Origin of the sequence: Pseudomonas sp. P116 (assembly GCF_020149425.1) — a bacterium.
GTDB lineage: Bacteria > Pseudomonadota > Gammaproteobacteria > Pseudomonadales > Pseudomonadaceae > Aquipseudomonas > Aquipseudomonas anatoliensis.
Genome location: NZ_JACVHB010000002.1, coordinates 552737 through 567079, shown reverse-complemented (window position 1 = coordinate 567079; position 14343 = coordinate 552737). Strand labels below are relative to the sequence as shown.

Here is a 14343-nt window from a genome sequence, read left to right as displayed (position 1 = left end):
TGGTTAGCCCTTAGACCAAACCCCTTTCCCGCTCAGCCGCGCCCGGTCATGGGCCACAGTGAAATCCTGCTCCGGCCCCTTCGGCACAACCCCTGTCGGGTTGATCGTCTTGTGGCTGCCGTAGTAGTGGTTCTTGATGTGCTGGAAATCCACCGTTTCGGCGATCCCCGGCCACTGATAAAGCTCACGCAGCCAGTTCGACAGATTCGGGTAATCGGCGATCCGCCGCAGGTTGCATTTGAAGTGCCCGTGATACACCGCGTCAAACCGAATCATCGTGGTGAACAGACGAATATCCGCTTCAGTCAGGTACTCACCCGACAGATAACGATTGGCATCCAGTACCTGTTCCAGGTGATCGAGTTCGGCAAACACTTCATCGAACGCCTCTTCATAAGCCTGTTGCGAGGTGGCGAACCCGGCGCGATAGACACCGTTATTGACCGCCGGATAAATCCGCTCGTTCAAGGCATCGATCTCGCTACGCAGCGGCGCCGGGTAGAAGTCCAGATCATTGCCGGTCAGACTATCGAATGCGCTGTTGAACATGCGGATGATCTCCGCCGATTCATTGCTGACGATGCGTTTGAGTTTTTTGTCCCACAGCACCGGCACGGTAACGCGCCCGGTGTAGTTCGGCGTGTCGGCGGTGTAGCGCTGGTGCATGAAGTCGAAGTGGTCGAGCTTGTCGCCGGTCGAGCCGAGCGCGGTGTCGAAGGTCCAGCCGTTTTCCAGCATCAGCCAACTGACCACGGAAACGTCGATCAGGCTTTCCAGGCCTTTGAGTTTGCGCAGGATCAGTGTGCGATGCGCCCACGGGCAGGCGAGCGAAACGTAGAGGTGATAGCGTCCGGCCTCGGCAGCAAAGCCGCCTTCGCCGCTCGGGCCTGGCTGGCCGTCGGCGGTGACCCAGTTGCGCCGTTGCGCCTGTTCGCGCTGGAACGCGCCATCCTTGCTGCTTTCGTACCACTTGTCCTGCCAGCGGCCATCAACGAGTAAACCCATGATCAAGACTCCGTAAACCAATAAGCGTTGGAGTGGAGTCTATTCCGATGAGTTCGAACAAAAAGCGCAAAGATCGGGCGCGAATGATCGGTTAAATCGATTTGTCCCGCGCCGCCCAGAATTGCTCGGCCGTTTCGAACGCCTGCTCACGGGGCTGGCCGAGACCGCGTAACGCCAACGCCATGGTCGAAATCAGGGCCATCTGCGGATAGCTGTCGACTACATCGCCGCGCCATACGGCTTTCAGATGCTCAACATCCAGAGAGGCTGGTTTGACGTGACGTTGCGCCGACAATTGCGGCCATTCCTCGTCCCAGCTCTCGCCGCCCGTTGTGCCGTAGAGATGGCTGTCAGCATCCGGGTTGATTTCAATTTCACCGCCATCGCCCTTGACCACAATCGCCGTATCGCCGAGCAAACCGCTGGCATCGCGGTGCACGGCTTGATAACCGGGGTGGAAGATACTTTGCAGACCGCAGCGCGCGCCCAGCGGATTGAGAATCCGCGCCAGCGAGTGGATTGGCGAGCGCAGGCCCAGGGTGTTGCGCAAATCGATCATCTTCTGCAATTGCGGCGCCCAGTCCACCAGTGGCATGAACGCCAGACCGCCGTTGTCCAGCGCCGTACCGACTTGCTGCCAGTTGCGGCACAAAGGGATGCTCAGCTCACCAAGCAGTTGCTCGCTGTACAGACGCCCGGCAGTGTGCGCGCCGCCGCCATGCATGAAGATGCGCACACCGTTCTGCGCAAGGCACTTGGCCGCCAGCAGATACCACGGCAGATGGCGCTTCTTGCCCGCGTAGGTTGGCCAGTCCAGATCGACATTCAAGGCTGGTGCCTGCAAACGCTCACGCAGCGCTTCGGTGAAACCGGCCATTTCCTCGGCGCTTTCTTCCTTGTGGCGCAGCAGCATCAGGAATGCGCCGAGCTGGGTGTCTTCGACCTTGTCGTCTAGCACCATGCCCATTGCTTCCCGGGCCTCAACGCGAGTCAGGTCGCGAGCGCCACGCTTGCCCTTGCCAAGAATTCGCACGAACTGGGCGAATGGATGCTCGGCGGGCGTTTCGAGGGTCAGCGCTGGATAGTCGGTCATAGGCAATTCGTCGGTTTGGGCAGGCCCGCCAGTTTCGCGGCGAGTTTGGCAGGGGTGCCTTTGAACAGTCGGTTCAGGTGCAGGCTATTGCCTTTGTCCACGCCGAGTTTCAGCGCGGTGTACTTGATCAGCGGCCGCGTGGCCGGGGACAGCTGGAATTCTGCATAGAAGCTGCGCAGCAGTTCGAGGACTTCCCAGTGCTCGGCGGTCAATTCGATGTCTTCAGCGGCAGCGAGGGCACTGGCGACGTCGTGTGACCAGTCGCTGAGGTCGACGAGAAAGCCGTCCTTGTCCAGTTCGATGGCGCGGGCGCCGACGGTCATGGAATTCATAGCCAACTGTTGACCTTGTCGTGGTGGATCGACAGTTCGACGAAGGCCGGATAATCGATGGCTTCGGCCCAGTCCGGAGTGTCGATGGCGCGAGCCTCCATATCTTCGGCCAGAACCAATAATTTGATCTGGCGGCTTTGCAGTTCGGTAAACGGCGCGGTACCCGGTTGCAACGCGTAGACCGCGTCGCCGGATAGCAGCAACGCATCAGCGCTGCCGATCAAGCGCAGGCAACTGCTCAGGCGATCGTCGCCAAACGGGGAATGAGACAACACATGCAAAGTCGACATCAGAGGGTGATCACCTGGTCGTAACGGTCAATAAGGGCGGTGATTTGCTCGGCGGCGAGCGGTGCTGCTTCGTCCAGCGACAATTTGCCAAGGCCGCGAGCGCTGGCACTGTCGGCGCAATAGAACAGCTCTTCGACGCCAAACATTGGCAGCGCTTGCAGGTTGGCACTCAGGTCTTTCTGTTGCACAGCCCTGGCGTTTTGCCCCGCGGCCAGTTGCAGCACGCCGTCATCGAGAAACAGCAGGCCGATCGGCAGATCGAAAGCGCCGCCGGCCAGCACGATGTCCAGCGCTTCGCGGGCAGCAGGGCCGGACCACGGCGACTGGCGGCTGATGATCAACAAGGATTTGGCCATCTCAAGACCCTCCGAAACAGATCAGGCGGTCGGCGTCTTGCACCGCGTCATGCAACTGACCGAGGCCAGACAATTCCCATGGTGCGCTGACGGACACGGCATCTCGCTGATAGCGCTGGGCCTCTTCGGCATTCAGCACCCCGCGGCGCAGGGCGGCGGCGATGCACACCACGCCATCCAGTTGTTGCTCACTGATGAATGCGCGCCATTGTTTGGGCAGGTCCAGCTCGTCCTGCGGCGTGACCACCGCGTCAGAGGCGTTGTAGACGCCGTCCTGATAGAAAAACAGCCGGACAATCTCATGCCCGCCGGCCAGTGCAGCCTGCGCAAACAGCAGGGCTCGGCGCGAGGAGGGCGCATGGGCGGCGGAAAACAGCGCAATGGCGAACTTCATGACGGACTCGATCAGCAAAACTGCGGGCATGATAAAGCTTTATCGGCGCAGTCGCGAAACCCAAGTTGCTTCTGGCCATAACCCTGTAGGAGCTGTCGAGTGAAACGAGGCTGCGATCTTTTGATCTTGAAAAGCAGGATCAACAGATCGCAGCGTGCCGCAGTTCCTACAGGGGATCGTGTTCTCAACGGGGCATGTAGCCCAATTGCCAGCGTCGGGGAATTGTCAGGGACAGCAACCCCACCACTGCCGCCAGCAAACCGCTGACGAACATCGCCTTGAGCCCCAGATGATGTTCCAGTAGCGCACCCAGAATCGCGCCAATGAACATCCCGCTCCACGGCACCAACTGCACTCGCCAACCGCCGCGGCGTTCGCCGAGCATCCAGCGGCCCAGCCCACGTCCAAATCGCGACAGCGCCCCGGTCACGTAGGTCAGCCCGACCGGAAGGCCGTTCACTTCCTCGACGGCGGCGTTAAGCATGCCCATCGCGATGATTGCCGCCAGCAGCGCCGGCAGTTGTGCATCAATGGGTAACGCTGCCGCCATGCAGAGCAGGGTGGCGATGCACAGCAGCAAGGGTAGCGTTCGCCGCCCGCCCAGCCTTGCGACCACCACGCCCAGGGCATTACCGAGGACAAACGTGGCCACCAGAATGACCAGACGCAACGTCAGCCCCATGTCGCCATCACTGATCGCCACGGCCAGGCGTGTGGTATTGCCGCTCATGAATGAGACGAAATCGCCGCTGGCCATAAAGCCGATTGCATCCGTCATCCCGGCCAGCACCGACAGGCTGGCCACCAGCGCCAGTCCCACACGACCGCGCCATTTCTGCTTGTGCAGATGGCCGGGACTGGCACGGTGGGTCGAGGTTGAGGGCAGCATCGGTGCGGATATCCTTGAGCAATGATTACGGTTCTATGCCATACAGATCGCAGTATTCCAGCCAATCCATCCCGGCCATCTCCGCGACTTCACGATGCACTTCCAGACGTTGCGCCTGATACTCTTCAGGCGTCTCGGCCGTCAGTTGCAAGGTCAGTTCCCAGGCAAACAAGCCTCGACTTTCCGCCTCGGCCTCAAACGCTTCATGCAGGCGCTCCTCGCGATATTGCGCCTGGGTTTCACCTTTGGCCTGGGCCAGCAATGGATTGAGATGGTCGAGGGTTTCGCGCAAGTCGGGGTGCGCGTCGAGAAACAGTTTCAGAGCGTGTTCATGTCGCTGGTCGGTAGGCGCCATGTGTTTTCCTTGTGAGGCTGATGACCTTAGGTTGCCGCAGCTGCCCGCGCGTGTCGCGCTCTAAATGCAGTAAAGCAGAACGATTCCCGCTGCTGCGGTGATACAGTCCGCTTTTTTGTGAATGAGCGAATGCAATGCGAATTCTGATGGTGGCGTTGGCCGCGACGGTGCTGGCCGGTTGCGCGGGTTCGGTGATGGACAATGCCCGCACCCAAACCCCAAACAAGGTTCTGACCTCGAACAAACCCGAAAAAAACGTGGCCCAGTGCGTGCAATTCGCCTGGCAGGACGAAGCGGTGTTCGGCGTCGATGCCGGGGCTTATCTGCAGCCGGGCAAGAAGGGCGGCTCGACGGTGTACACGCGCTCGGCGGAGTCGTTTGTCGATGTGAGTACGGATGCCTCCGGTACGGTGTTGAACTACTACGCGCAGAAGGATGATTTTGTTGCCAAGCGACGGTTGGCGGCGTTGGCGACTTGTCTCTGATCATGTGCTGAAGCGACTGCCGCCATCGCGAGCAGGCTCACTCCTACATTTGAAATGCATTCCAAAGTAGGAGTGAGCCTGCTCGCGATTGGGGCCAGTGCATTCAGCCCATCAAGCGTTTCTGGAAATAATGCCGCTTGTGCCCAGGCGGATAGTCAACGATCTCCCCGAACTGGCTGAACCCAAGCTTCTTGTAGAACTCCGGCGCCTGAAAACTGAAGGTGTCCAGCCAGATGCCCAGGCAGTTCTTGTCCCTGGCCATCGCTTCGGCCATGACCATCAGCTCCGAGCCGATTCCCTGTCCCCGACCCTGCTCCGGGACTGACAGCAATTCAACGTACATCCACTGAAAAATCACCCGACCATACAATCCACCGAGAATCGCGTCGTGCTCATCGCGCACCATCAGGGCGAAGGGCTCCGATTTCGAGCCACCCGTCTGGGCGTCGTTGTAGGCGATCAAAGGCTGGAGAATGGCCTGACGTTGTTCTTCCGTGGGGTTTTGCGACAACTCGATGCGCAAGTTCATGCAGGACTTCCTTGTGGTGTGAGCCCCCAGCCTATCCTGCGCAAGGGGTGTCCTCCAAGTCCCGTTCAACCCCGTGGAACCGTCGCTCCCGCGCTGCGGTCTAGCATTCACAGCGTCATTTCAGAACGCGATTGATGAGGACCCTCCATGAATATTTTCGAAGCCCTTCGTGAAAGCCATGATCGCCAGCGCAGCTACGCCGAAAACCTGATCAAAACCAGTGGCGATACCCCTGAAAGGGCCGAAGCGTACAAGCAGCTCAAAGCCGAGTTGCAAGCCCACGAAACTGCCGAGGAGCGCCACTTCTATATCCCGCTGATGGCGTTCGACAACGGTGTTGACCTTAGCCGGCACGCCATCGCCGAGCACCATGAGATGGACGAGATGATGGAAGAGCTGGACGAGACCGAGATGTCCAGCCCGGCATGGCTGGCGACTGCCAAAAAGCTTTCGGACAAGGTCCATCACCACCTCAAGGAAGAGGAGCAGAAGTTCTTCCAGATGGCCGGCAAACTGCTTAGCGAAAAGCAGAAAGAACAATTGGCCGGGGAATACGAAAAGGAGTTCAACGCTCAGTTAGGTTGAGTTGAGAAGGGCGGCTTTTGCAGCGTCGGCGTGTAATCCTTTTGCCATACGCGGTGTGGGTGTTTTCGCCGGGTGCTGTATATGCATACAGTTTTTGTTGGTGTTTTGAGCGTGACGGTCGACGAACGCGTCAAAACCGCCGATGGACAAAAAAATCACCTCCGTTAGCTTGAAGGCCTCTCCTCGGGAAGGAGAGTTCTTAAATCAACGGAGTGAAAAACATGAATCAGGCAAACACTGAAACCCAACTGCGACACGGTCGCGTCACCTCTCCAGCAAGCCGCGGCTCGGTGGCCATTGATCTAGGGCTGCTGGGCGACTGGCAGGTCAACGAAATGGAAGGGGGCAAGAACTTTCCGGCGCTGATTGCCGGACCGTTTCCGTCACCCTACCAAACCGACTCCGCCAGTGTCGCCCCGCCCGCAGACGGCTACATTCTCAGCGGCGGCAAGTCTGATGCGCGCGATTGCGTGAACTTCACCCATGAGGAAATGAGCAAGAAACTCAATCGTCCATTCACGTGGCCGCTGCTCAATGTCACCCCGGGTCAGATCCTCGAGGTCAAATGGGTATACACCGCGCCGCACACCACCCGTGGCTATCGCTGGTTGATCACCAAGGACGGCTGGGATCCGAAACAACGCATCACCCGTGCGCAGCTGGAAGCACAACCGTTCTTTGAGGACTTCTACACTCAGGTGCCTTACTACAGTCATTCGGCAGAGCTGAAAGCCAAGGTCAACCACTCGGTGAAACTGCCGGCGAGCAAGAAAGGCCATCACGTCATCGTGCTGATGTGGATCGTTGCCAACACCGGTAACGCCTTCTATCAGGCGTTCGACGTCGACTTCAAATAACGGCAGCTGCGGCAACTGCTCGATAGCTGAAAATAAACAAGCCCGGTAGCGCTGCCGGGCTTTTTTAATTGGCGCGATTATTCGACCATGGCGGCCTCTCGATGAAAAAAGGATCAGGCGTCATGCGCGACACAGCCGAGCGGGTCAACATTGTCGACACTCAGGTGTTGTCCCATGACTGGTATTTGCTGAAGAAAATCACCTTCGACTACCACCGCAATAACGGTGAATGGCAGCGTCAGACGCGCGAGGTGTATGACCGCGGCAATGGCGCTGCCATTTTGCTGTTCAACCGCGAGAAGCGCACTGTGGTGCTGCCCCGGCAGTTCCGTTTGCCGGTGTTCGTCAACGGCCATGATGGTCTGCTGATCGAAGTGGCGGCCGGCTTGCTGGAGGGTGCCGCCCCGGAACAGCGGATTCGCGATGAGGCCGAGGAAGAAACCGGCTATCGCGTACATGACGTGAAGAAGGTATTCGAGGCCTACATGAGCCCCGGTTCGGTGACCGAGAAACTGCACTTCTTTATTGCCGAGTACGACTCGGCCTCGAAGGTCAGCGACGGCGGCGGTCTGGAAGAAGAAACCGAAGAACTGGAGGTGCTGGAGTGGTCATTCGATGAAGCGCTGGCAGCCTTCCATCGCGGCGAGATCTGTGATGCCAAGACCATCATGCTGCTGCAATACGCGGCGATGAATAACCTGTTCAACCTGTAAAGCAACGGCCGCAGCCTTCGGTGTTCCCCTGTAGGAGCTGCCGCAGGCTGCGATCTTTTGATCTTCTAAAACAAATCCCCAGTGCTGCCAATCTCCGACCAATCACCACCCTCCAGCCTCAACAACCGCTCCTTCGCCTCAAGCCCCCCGGCAAACCCGGTCAATTTCCCGGACGCGCCAATCACCCGATGACACGGCGCAACAATCGAAATCGGGTTGCGCCCATTCGCTGCGCCCACTGCACGCACCGCCGCGGGGTTGCCGATCTGTTGAGCAATCTGGCTATAGGTGCGGGTCTCCCCGAACGGGATAGTCAGCAACGCTGCCCAGACCTGTTTCTGAAAATCCGTACCGACAAAATCCAGCTCGAGCTCAAAGCAATTGCGCGTCCCGGCAAAATATTCTTCCAGTTGCCGAGCGGTTTTCAGCAGGACCGGATTGTCCGGTGCTTGGGTCATCGGCCCGAGTCGCACGCGATTCGGTCGGTCGTTTTCCCAGAGGATGGCCGCCAGTCGAGCGCCGTTCGCGACCAGCTTCAGTTCGCCGACCGGCGAGGGCAGGGTGATGAAGGTAAAAGACATGCGAGCAAACTCCGAATCGGTGCGGCAACAGCGCCCAGCATACGGGTTGATCGGGGAGGCGCAATACGCAATCCCGACCATACTGCTTGTTGCTCTTGACGCGTTCCCCTCTGTTTTGCACAGCCCCCAAAAACAAAAAAGAGATCGACTCATGAAGTACGAACCTTTGGCCAAATCGCTGATAGCGACCTCACTGGCACTCAGCTGTCTCATGGCTCACGCCGCCTCGGTGGCACCGGTTGCCGCGGAAAACGGCATGGTGGTCACCGCGCAACATCTGGCCACGCATGTCGGTGTCGATGTATTGAAAAACGGTGGGAACGCCGTGGATGCGGCGGTCGCGGTCGGTTATGCGCTGGCGGTTGTCTATCCCGCTGCGGGCAACCTCGGTGGCGGCGGTTTCATGACCATTCAATTGGCAGACGGGCGCAAGACGTTCCTCGATTTCCGCGAAAAAGCCCCACTGGCGGCCACCGCCAATATGTACCTCGACAAGGAAGGCAACGTCATCCCGGAGCTGAGTACCCGCGGCCATTTGGCCGTCGGCGTGCCGGGCACTGTGTCTGGTATGGAACTGGCGCTGAGCAAGTACGGCACCAAGCAGCGCAAGGACATGATTGCCCCCGCCATCAAACTGGCTGAAGACGGTTTTGAGCTGGAGCAAGGCGACGTCGAGTTGCTGGAGTACGCCACCGACGTGTTCAAGAAGGACATGCGCGATTCCGGCTCGATCTTCCTCAGCAATGGCGAGCCGATGCAGGTCGGGCAGAAACTGGTGCAGAAAGACCTCGGCAAAACCCTGCGAACCATTTCCGAAAAGGGCGCTGACGGCTTTTATAAAGGCTGGGTGGCCGACGCCATCGTGACCTCCAGTCAGGCGAACAAAGGCATCATCACCCAGGCCGATCTCGACAAATACAAGACCCGCGAACTGGCCCCGGTGGAGTGTGATTACCGTGGCTATCACGTGGTATCGGCGCCACCGCCAAGCTCCGGTGGCGTGGTGATCTGCCAGATCATGAACATTCTCGAAGGTTATCCGATGAAGGATCTGGGCTTCCATTCAGCCCAGGGTATGCACTATCAGATCGAAGCAATGCGTCACGCCTATGTTGATCGCAACAGCTATCTGGGTGATCCGGATTTCGTCAAGAACCCGATCGAGCACCTGCTGGATAAGAACTACGCGACCAAGCTGCGTGACGCCATTCAGCCGCAAAAGGCCGGTGTCTCCGCCGAACTTAAACCCGGCACAGCGCCCCATGAGGGCAGCAACACCACTCACTATTCGATCGTCGATAAGTGGGGCAACGCGGTCTCGGTCACCTACACGCTCAACGACTGGTTCGGTGCCGGTGTGATGGCGAGCAAAACCGGGGTGATCCTCAATGACGAGATGGACGACTTCACCTCGAAAGTCGGCGTGCCGAACATGTACGGCCTGGTGCAGGGCGAAGCCAATGCCATCGCTCCGGGCAAGGCACCGCTGTCGTCGATGAGCCCGACCATCGTCACCAAGGATGGCAAAGTGGTCATGGTGGTCGGCACGCCTGGCGGCAGCCGCATCATCACCGCGACTTTGCTGACCATGCTCAACGTCATCGACTACGGCATGGGCTTGCAGGAGGCGGTCGATGCGCCGCGTTTCCATCAGCAATGGATGCCGGAAGAAACCAACCTCGAAGACTTCGCCGCCAGTCCCGACACGAAGAAGATTCTCGAGAGTTGGGGCCATAAGTTCGCCGGGCCGCAGGATGCCAACCACATCGCCGCGATTCTGGTGGGCGCACCGTCGCTGGGCGGTAAACCGGTCGGCAAAAACCGCTTCTACGGCGCCAACGATCCACGGCGCAATACTGGCTTGTCATTGGGTTACTGAGAGGCGTAAAAAGGGGGCGGGCGTACGTCGCCCCTGTTTCAAGGACTGATCAAGGAAGGCCCATCATGACCACCGCATTACTGATCATCGACGTCCAGCGCGCTCTGTGCTCGGGCGAATACCAATGCCACGACATCCACCGCGTAATCGACACCATCAACAATCTCAGCAACCGCGCGCGAAAGGCTGGCGTGCCGGTTGTGTTGATTCAGCATGAAGAAAAGGACAGTCCACTGGCCCAAGGTGCCGAAGGCTGGCAATTGGCGGAAGGGCTTGAGACGGCCCCGCAAGATCTGCGCGTTCGCAAAACCACCCGGGATTCGTTTTACCAGACCGATCTGCGCAAACTGCTGCCGAGCGAAGATTTCGAGCGTTTGGTGATCTGCGGTCTGCAAACCGATTACTGCGTCAACGCCACCGTGCGCCAGGCCCATGAATCGGGTTACGACGTGGTGCTGGCGGCCGACGCCCATTCCACCGTCGACAACGGCAACATGAGCGCCGAAGACATCATCGGCGAGCACAACAAGGATCTCGCGCACCTGACCGGCTCGGTGGCGCGGATCGATGTAAAACCCGCCGCGGAAATCCAGTTCTAACCACAAAAATCTGTAGGAGTGAGCCTGCTCGCGATAGCGGTTTGTCATCCAGAACATCACTCACTGACAGGACGCCATCGCGAGCAGGCTCACTCCCACAGGATTTGTGTTCGGCCAAGCCCCTGCGCCCACCGAGGATTTCCGACGACAGCACTGGCATACTGCCCGCCGTCTGAAGAATGGAATCTCTCGATGTTGCCTTTCAACCCCCGTCACGCTTTATTGCTGACATCTCTCGCTTTTGCACCCTTCGTCCACGCCAGCAGTTTCGATTGCGCCAGCGCCAGCAGCAAAACTGAAAAAGCCATTTGTGCCGACCCTTACCTTTCGGGGCTCGACGAAAAGCTCGCGGCGCGCTGGCGCTTTGCCGGATCTGTCATTTGTTAGAAGCGCAGGGCTGACCGGACTCAATCAGCAGCCGTTCGATCTGCGCCAGTTCCCAGGTACTGAGCAGACTCACCGGATCGGTGCCGAAGCGCTGCCAGCTATTGAGTGCACCTTCATCGCCATCGCCGTTGCGGGCGTATTCACAGTGATGCAACCGTTCGCCTTCAAAATCCAGCACAAGGCACCAGCCGTCGATATCGACCGTGACCAGGCCGGCCTCGGTGCGTGCCTCGCAGCTGAACTCCAGCACGCCCAGCGCAGCCTCGCGCAGTCGCTGGCAAACCTCACGGGCGGTCAGAAATGCAGACATGCTTGGACTCGATGCGTACAGGAACGCGCCAGCATAAGGCGTGTGCCGCTATGTGTCAGCGTATTGCTGGCTCGATGCCGGACATTTCCGTAATATCCGCAACCCTCTTTATTCGCTGCACTCTGTTCAGCAAATCCGCGGCCGTGCCCGGCGGCCGCTCAGTCAGGTAAGCCATGAAACCGATACGTCTGCGCGCCGATGTCCTGGCCGGACTCACCACCTCGTTTGCCCTGTTGCCCGAATGCATTGCTTTCGCGCTGGTGGCTCACCTCAATCCGCTGATGGGCCTTTATGGCGCTTTCATCATTTGTACGCTGACGGCATTGTTCGGCGGTCGCCCGGGGATGGTCTCCGGTGCGGCGGGGTCGATGGCGGTGGTGATTGTGGCGCTGGTGGTGCAGCACGGTGTGCAATATCTACTGGCGACCGTGTTGCTGGGCGGTTTGATCATGATGGCGTTCGGGCTGCTGCGCCTGGGCAAACTGGTGCGCATGGTGCCGCACCCGGTGATGCTCGGCTTCGTCAACGGCCTGGCGATCATCATTGCGCTGGCGCAACTGGAACATTTCAAAAGCGGTGAAGACTGGCTCAGCGGTACGCCGCTGTACCTGATGACCGGGCTGGTGGCGCTGACCATGGCCATTGTCTACATCCTGCCGCGCCTGACCCGCGCAGTGCCGCCGGCGCTGGTGGCGATTCTTGGCGTGGGCCTGCTGGTTTATCTGTTCGGCCTGCCGACCCGCACCCTCGGCGACATGGCGCACATTGCCGGTGGCCTGCCGACTTTCGCCTTGCCGGACATTGCGTGGAACCTGCAAACCCTGGGCATCATCGCGCCGTACGCGATTCTGATGGCGCTGGTCGGTTTGCTGGAAACCCTGCTGACGCTGAATCTTACCGACGAGATCACTGAAACCCGTGGCTACCCGGATCGCGAGTGCGTGGCGCTTGGCGCGGCGAACATGGTCTCGGGCGCGTTCGGCGGTATGGGCGGTTGCGCGATGATCGGCCAGACCGTGATCAACCTCAGCTCCGGTGGTCGCGGACGTTTGTCGGGCATCGTCGCGGGCGTGTTGATTCTGTTGTTTATCCTGTTTCTCTCGCCACTGATCGAGCGTATTCCGCTGGCGGCGCTGGTCGGCGTGATGTTTGTGGTGTCGCAGCAGACATTTGCCTGGGCGTCGTTGCGGGTGGTGAACAAAGTGCCGCTCAACGATGTGCTGGTGATCATCGCCGTGACCACTATCACCGTGTTCACCGATCTGGCCACGGCCGTGTTGTGCGGCATCATCATCGCTGCGCTGAATTTTGCCTGGCAGCAGGCTCGCGAGTTGTATGCCGATGAGCATCTGGAAGCTGACGGCAGCAAACTTTATCGACTGCACGGGACGCTGTTTTTCGCTTCGACCACGCCGTTCCTCAATCGGTTTGACCCGGCCAATGATCCGGCGCTCGTAACGCTCGATTGTCAGCATTTGAGTTTTGTTGATTATTCGGCGATTGCTGCCCTGAAGACTCTGCGCGAGCGCTATGCGAAGGCGGGCAAGCATTTGCGGGTGTTTCATTTGTCGGAGCGCTGTAAGAAGTTGCTTAAGCGCGGTGGCGTTGATCACGATTGAGGGGGGCATATCCGTTGCTGCGGGTGGGGCTGATTGGGGTTCCGCCCTTACGGCGGGTCACCTTTTCCAAACGCCGAAAAGGTAACCCAAAAGGCTTTACCCTGACGTACGGCCCTCGCTGTGGCTCGGGTTCCTTCGCCCCGTGATCGATCCGGGCGCATCGCCTCCGGTTTGCTTCGCTGCACCTCCTCTCGATGTGTTCGACTCCGTCGAACAGTCGCTGCGCTCCCACCCCCGGATCAATCCCTCCACTCAGCCTGCCGACGGGCCTTCGAGATCAAAAGCTGCACTCGAGCTAACGCTCATTGTGTTGAGTGGTTGAGAGCGAAAAGCAGGCTTACTCCCACATTTGACTCTGATCGACTCAAACTCGCGGCCCACACACAAAACCCTGTGGGAGCTGGCTTGCCAGCGATGAGGCCGGCACAGTCAATATTGATGTCGACTGATCCACCGCCATCGCTGGCAAGCCAGCTCTCACAGGGTTTTGTGTGTGGCAAGGTTTAGATCGCCGGGAAATCGATATCGGTCAGTGCCACGTTGTTCAGGTAGTTGGTCAGCGTTTGCACGGCGACCAGTGCGATCACTTCAATGATTTTTACGTCGTCGATTCCGGCAGCGCGGGCGGCGGTGATTTGTTCGTCGTTCAAGTGGCCGCGGCTTTGCGTGAGTTGCTGGGCGAGGGCGGCGTAGGCGTTGAGTTCGCCCTCACGTGCCGCGACGATGTCCTGCGCCGACAGCCCGGCCTTGCCGGCAAACAGGGTGTGCGCCGCGAGGCAATAATCGCAACCGTTGACCTGCGACGTGGCGAGGTAGACCGCTTCTTTCTCCTTGGCACTCAACGAGGTTTTCCCAAGGATTGCCGAGGCTTGTACGTAGGTCTCAAGCGCTACCGGCGCCTTGGCCAGGGTGGTGAAAAGATTGGGCAGGAAGCCGATTTTCTTTTTCACGCCTTCCAGTACCGGGCGGGTGGTGTCGGTGGCAGATTCCAGGCTGATGGCATTGATGCGGCTCATGGTGATTCTCCGAAGGTCCGGTGCGAAGTGCACCGGCGATGGAGGTGATGTTAATCAGCGCTAGTGGTG

20 protein-coding genes are annotated in these 14343 nt (G+C 59.1%); 8 read left to right on the top strand and 12 right to left on the bottom strand.

What is annotated here, in order from left to right:
* Nucleotides 1-3: 3 nt before the first annotated feature.
* The 8 genes from ICA15_RS08990 to ICA15_RS08955 all read right to left on the bottom strand — a co-directional run bounded on the left by ICA15_RS08990 (nucleotide 4) and on the right by ICA15_RS08955 (nucleotide 4714).
* Entirely contained in the window at nucleotides 4-1005 is a 1002-nt protein-coding gene (locus tag ICA15_RS08990) for a glutathione S-transferase family protein (RefSeq protein ID WP_210553057.1), read from the bottom strand.
* Nucleotides 1006-1096: 91 nt separating this feature from the next.
* The gene (locus ICA15_RS08985; protein ID WP_210553056.1) at nucleotides 1097-2098 is read right to left on the bottom strand and encodes a glycosyl transferase family protein; all 1002 of its coding nucleotides are present in this window, start codon (nucleotides 2096-2098) and stop codon (nucleotides 1097-1099) included.
* Nucleotides 2095-2430 (bottom strand): TusE/DsrC/DsvC family sulfur relay protein, encoded by a 336-nt coding sequence (locus ICA15_RS08980; protein WP_150604188.1) that lies wholly within the window; start codon nucleotides 2428-2430, stop codon nucleotides 2095-2097. Before ICA15_RS08980 ends, ICA15_RS08985 begins: the two co-directional genes overlap by 4 nt.
* A complete protein-coding gene (gene tusB / locus ICA15_RS08975; protein ID WP_210553055.1) occupies nucleotides 2427-2720 on the bottom strand; it encodes a sulfurtransferase complex subunit TusB in 294 nt (97 codons plus the stop codon). Before tusB ends, ICA15_RS08980 begins: the two co-directional genes overlap by 4 nt.
* Nucleotides 2720-3076, bottom strand: a complete 357-nt coding sequence (gene tusC / locus ICA15_RS08970) for a sulfurtransferase complex subunit TusC (protein ID WP_210553054.1) — start codon at nucleotides 3074-3076, stop codon at nucleotides 2720-2722. The genes tusB and tusC overlap by 1 nt, the downstream gene beginning before the upstream one ends.
* A gap of 1 nt (nucleotide 3077) precedes the next feature.
* Nucleotides 3078-3470 (bottom strand): sulfurtransferase complex subunit TusD, encoded by a 393-nt coding sequence (gene tusD / locus ICA15_RS08965; RefSeq protein ID WP_210553053.1) that lies wholly within the window; start codon nucleotides 3468-3470, stop codon nucleotides 3078-3080.
* Between the two features lie 184 nt (nucleotides 3471-3654).
* Nucleotides 3655-4359 (bottom strand): YoaK family protein, encoded by a 705-nt coding sequence (locus ICA15_RS08960; RefSeq protein WP_210553052.1) that lies wholly within the window; start codon nucleotides 4357-4359, stop codon nucleotides 3655-3657.
* Between the two features lie 25 nt (nucleotides 4360-4384).
* Nucleotides 4385-4714: a DUF6388 family protein gene (locus ICA15_RS08955; RefSeq protein ID WP_210553051.1), complete on the bottom strand. Its 330-nt coding sequence runs from the start codon at nucleotides 4712-4714 to the stop codon at nucleotides 4385-4387.
* A gap of 134 nt (nucleotides 4715-4848) precedes the next feature.
* Here ICA15_RS08955 and ICA15_RS08950 point away from each other — a divergent pair, with 134 nt between their 5' ends.
* Nucleotides 4849-5199, top strand: coding sequence for a hypothetical protein (locus ICA15_RS08950; protein WP_150597235.1), 351 nt, complete (start codon nucleotides 4849-4851; stop codon nucleotides 5197-5199).
* Nucleotides 5200-5302: 103 nt separating this feature from the next.
* On the opposite strand, the gene ICA15_RS08945 is transcribed toward ICA15_RS08950, so the two are convergent.
* Nucleotides 5303-5728 carry a GNAT family N-acetyltransferase gene (locus ICA15_RS08945; RefSeq protein ID WP_210553050.1) on the bottom strand — a complete coding sequence of 142 codons (426 nt, stop codon included), beginning with the start codon at nucleotides 5726-5728 and terminating at the stop codon, nucleotides 5303-5305.
* A gap of 147 nt (nucleotides 5729-5875) precedes the next feature.
* Between ICA15_RS08945 and ICA15_RS08940 the strand changes: the two genes are divergently transcribed.
* From ICA15_RS08940 to ICA15_RS08930, 3 genes are all read left to right on the top strand, one after another.
* Nucleotides 5876-6313 (top strand): hemerythrin domain-containing protein, encoded by a 438-nt coding sequence (locus tag ICA15_RS08940; protein ID WP_042559835.1) that lies wholly within the window; start codon nucleotides 5876-5878, stop codon nucleotides 6311-6313.
* A 221-nt stretch (nucleotides 6314-6534) separates the two neighbouring features.
* A complete protein-coding gene (locus ICA15_RS08935) occupies nucleotides 6535-7170 on the top strand; it encodes a lytic polysaccharide monooxygenase auxiliary activity family 9 protein (protein WP_210553049.1) in 636 nt (211 codons plus the stop codon).
* A gap of 122 nt (nucleotides 7171-7292) precedes the next feature.
* Nucleotides 7293-7883: an NUDIX domain-containing protein gene (locus ICA15_RS08930; RefSeq protein ID WP_210553048.1), complete on the top strand. Its 591-nt coding sequence runs from the start codon at nucleotides 7293-7295 to the stop codon at nucleotides 7881-7883.
* A gap of 65 nt (nucleotides 7884-7948) precedes the next feature.
* On the opposite strand, the gene ICA15_RS08925 is transcribed toward ICA15_RS08930, so the two are convergent.
* Nucleotides 7949-8464, bottom strand: a complete 516-nt coding sequence (locus ICA15_RS08925; protein ID WP_210553202.1) for a methylated-DNA--[protein]-cysteine S-methyltransferase — start codon at nucleotides 8462-8464, stop codon at nucleotides 7949-7951.
* A gap of 151 nt (nucleotides 8465-8615) precedes the next feature.
* On the opposite strand from ICA15_RS08925, the gene ggt reads away from it, so the two are divergent.
* The 3 genes from ggt to ICA15_RS08910 all read left to right on the top strand — a co-directional run bounded on the left by ggt (nucleotide 8616) and on the right by ICA15_RS08910 (nucleotide 11329).
* Nucleotides 8616-10343 (top strand): gamma-glutamyltransferase, encoded by a 1728-nt coding sequence (ggt, locus tag ICA15_RS08920; RefSeq protein ID WP_210553047.1) that lies wholly within the window; start codon nucleotides 8616-8618, stop codon nucleotides 10341-10343.
* A 65-nt stretch (nucleotides 10344-10408) separates the two neighbouring features.
* Entirely contained in the window at nucleotides 10409-10942 is a 534-nt protein-coding gene (locus ICA15_RS08915) for a cysteine hydrolase family protein (protein WP_210553046.1), read from the top strand.
* A gap of 192 nt (nucleotides 10943-11134) precedes the next feature.
* Nucleotides 11135-11329: a lysozyme inhibitor LprI family protein gene (locus tag ICA15_RS08910; protein ID WP_210553208.1), complete on the top strand. Its 195-nt coding sequence runs from the start codon at nucleotides 11135-11137 to the stop codon at nucleotides 11327-11329.
* Here ICA15_RS08910 and ICA15_RS08905 read toward each other — a convergent pair.
* Nucleotides 11319-11639: a hypothetical protein gene (locus tag ICA15_RS08905; RefSeq protein ID WP_210553045.1), complete on the bottom strand. Its 321-nt coding sequence runs from the start codon at nucleotides 11637-11639 to the stop codon at nucleotides 11319-11321. The two genes, ICA15_RS08910 and ICA15_RS08905, sit on opposite strands and share 11 nt — an antisense overlap.
* Nucleotides 11640-11812: 173 nt before the next feature.
* On the opposite strand from ICA15_RS08905, the gene ICA15_RS08900 reads away from it, so the two are divergent.
* Entirely contained in the window at nucleotides 11813-13258 is a 1446-nt protein-coding gene (locus tag ICA15_RS08900; protein WP_210553044.1) for a SulP family inorganic anion transporter, read from the top strand.
* A gap of 503 nt (nucleotides 13259-13761) precedes the next feature.
* On the opposite strand, the gene ICA15_RS08895 is transcribed toward ICA15_RS08900, so the two are convergent.
* Nucleotides 13762-14274, bottom strand: a complete 513-nt coding sequence (locus ICA15_RS08895) for a carboxymuconolactone decarboxylase family protein (RefSeq protein WP_150615248.1) — start codon at nucleotides 14272-14274, stop codon at nucleotides 13762-13764.
* Nucleotides 14275-14343 lie beyond the last annotated feature (69 nt).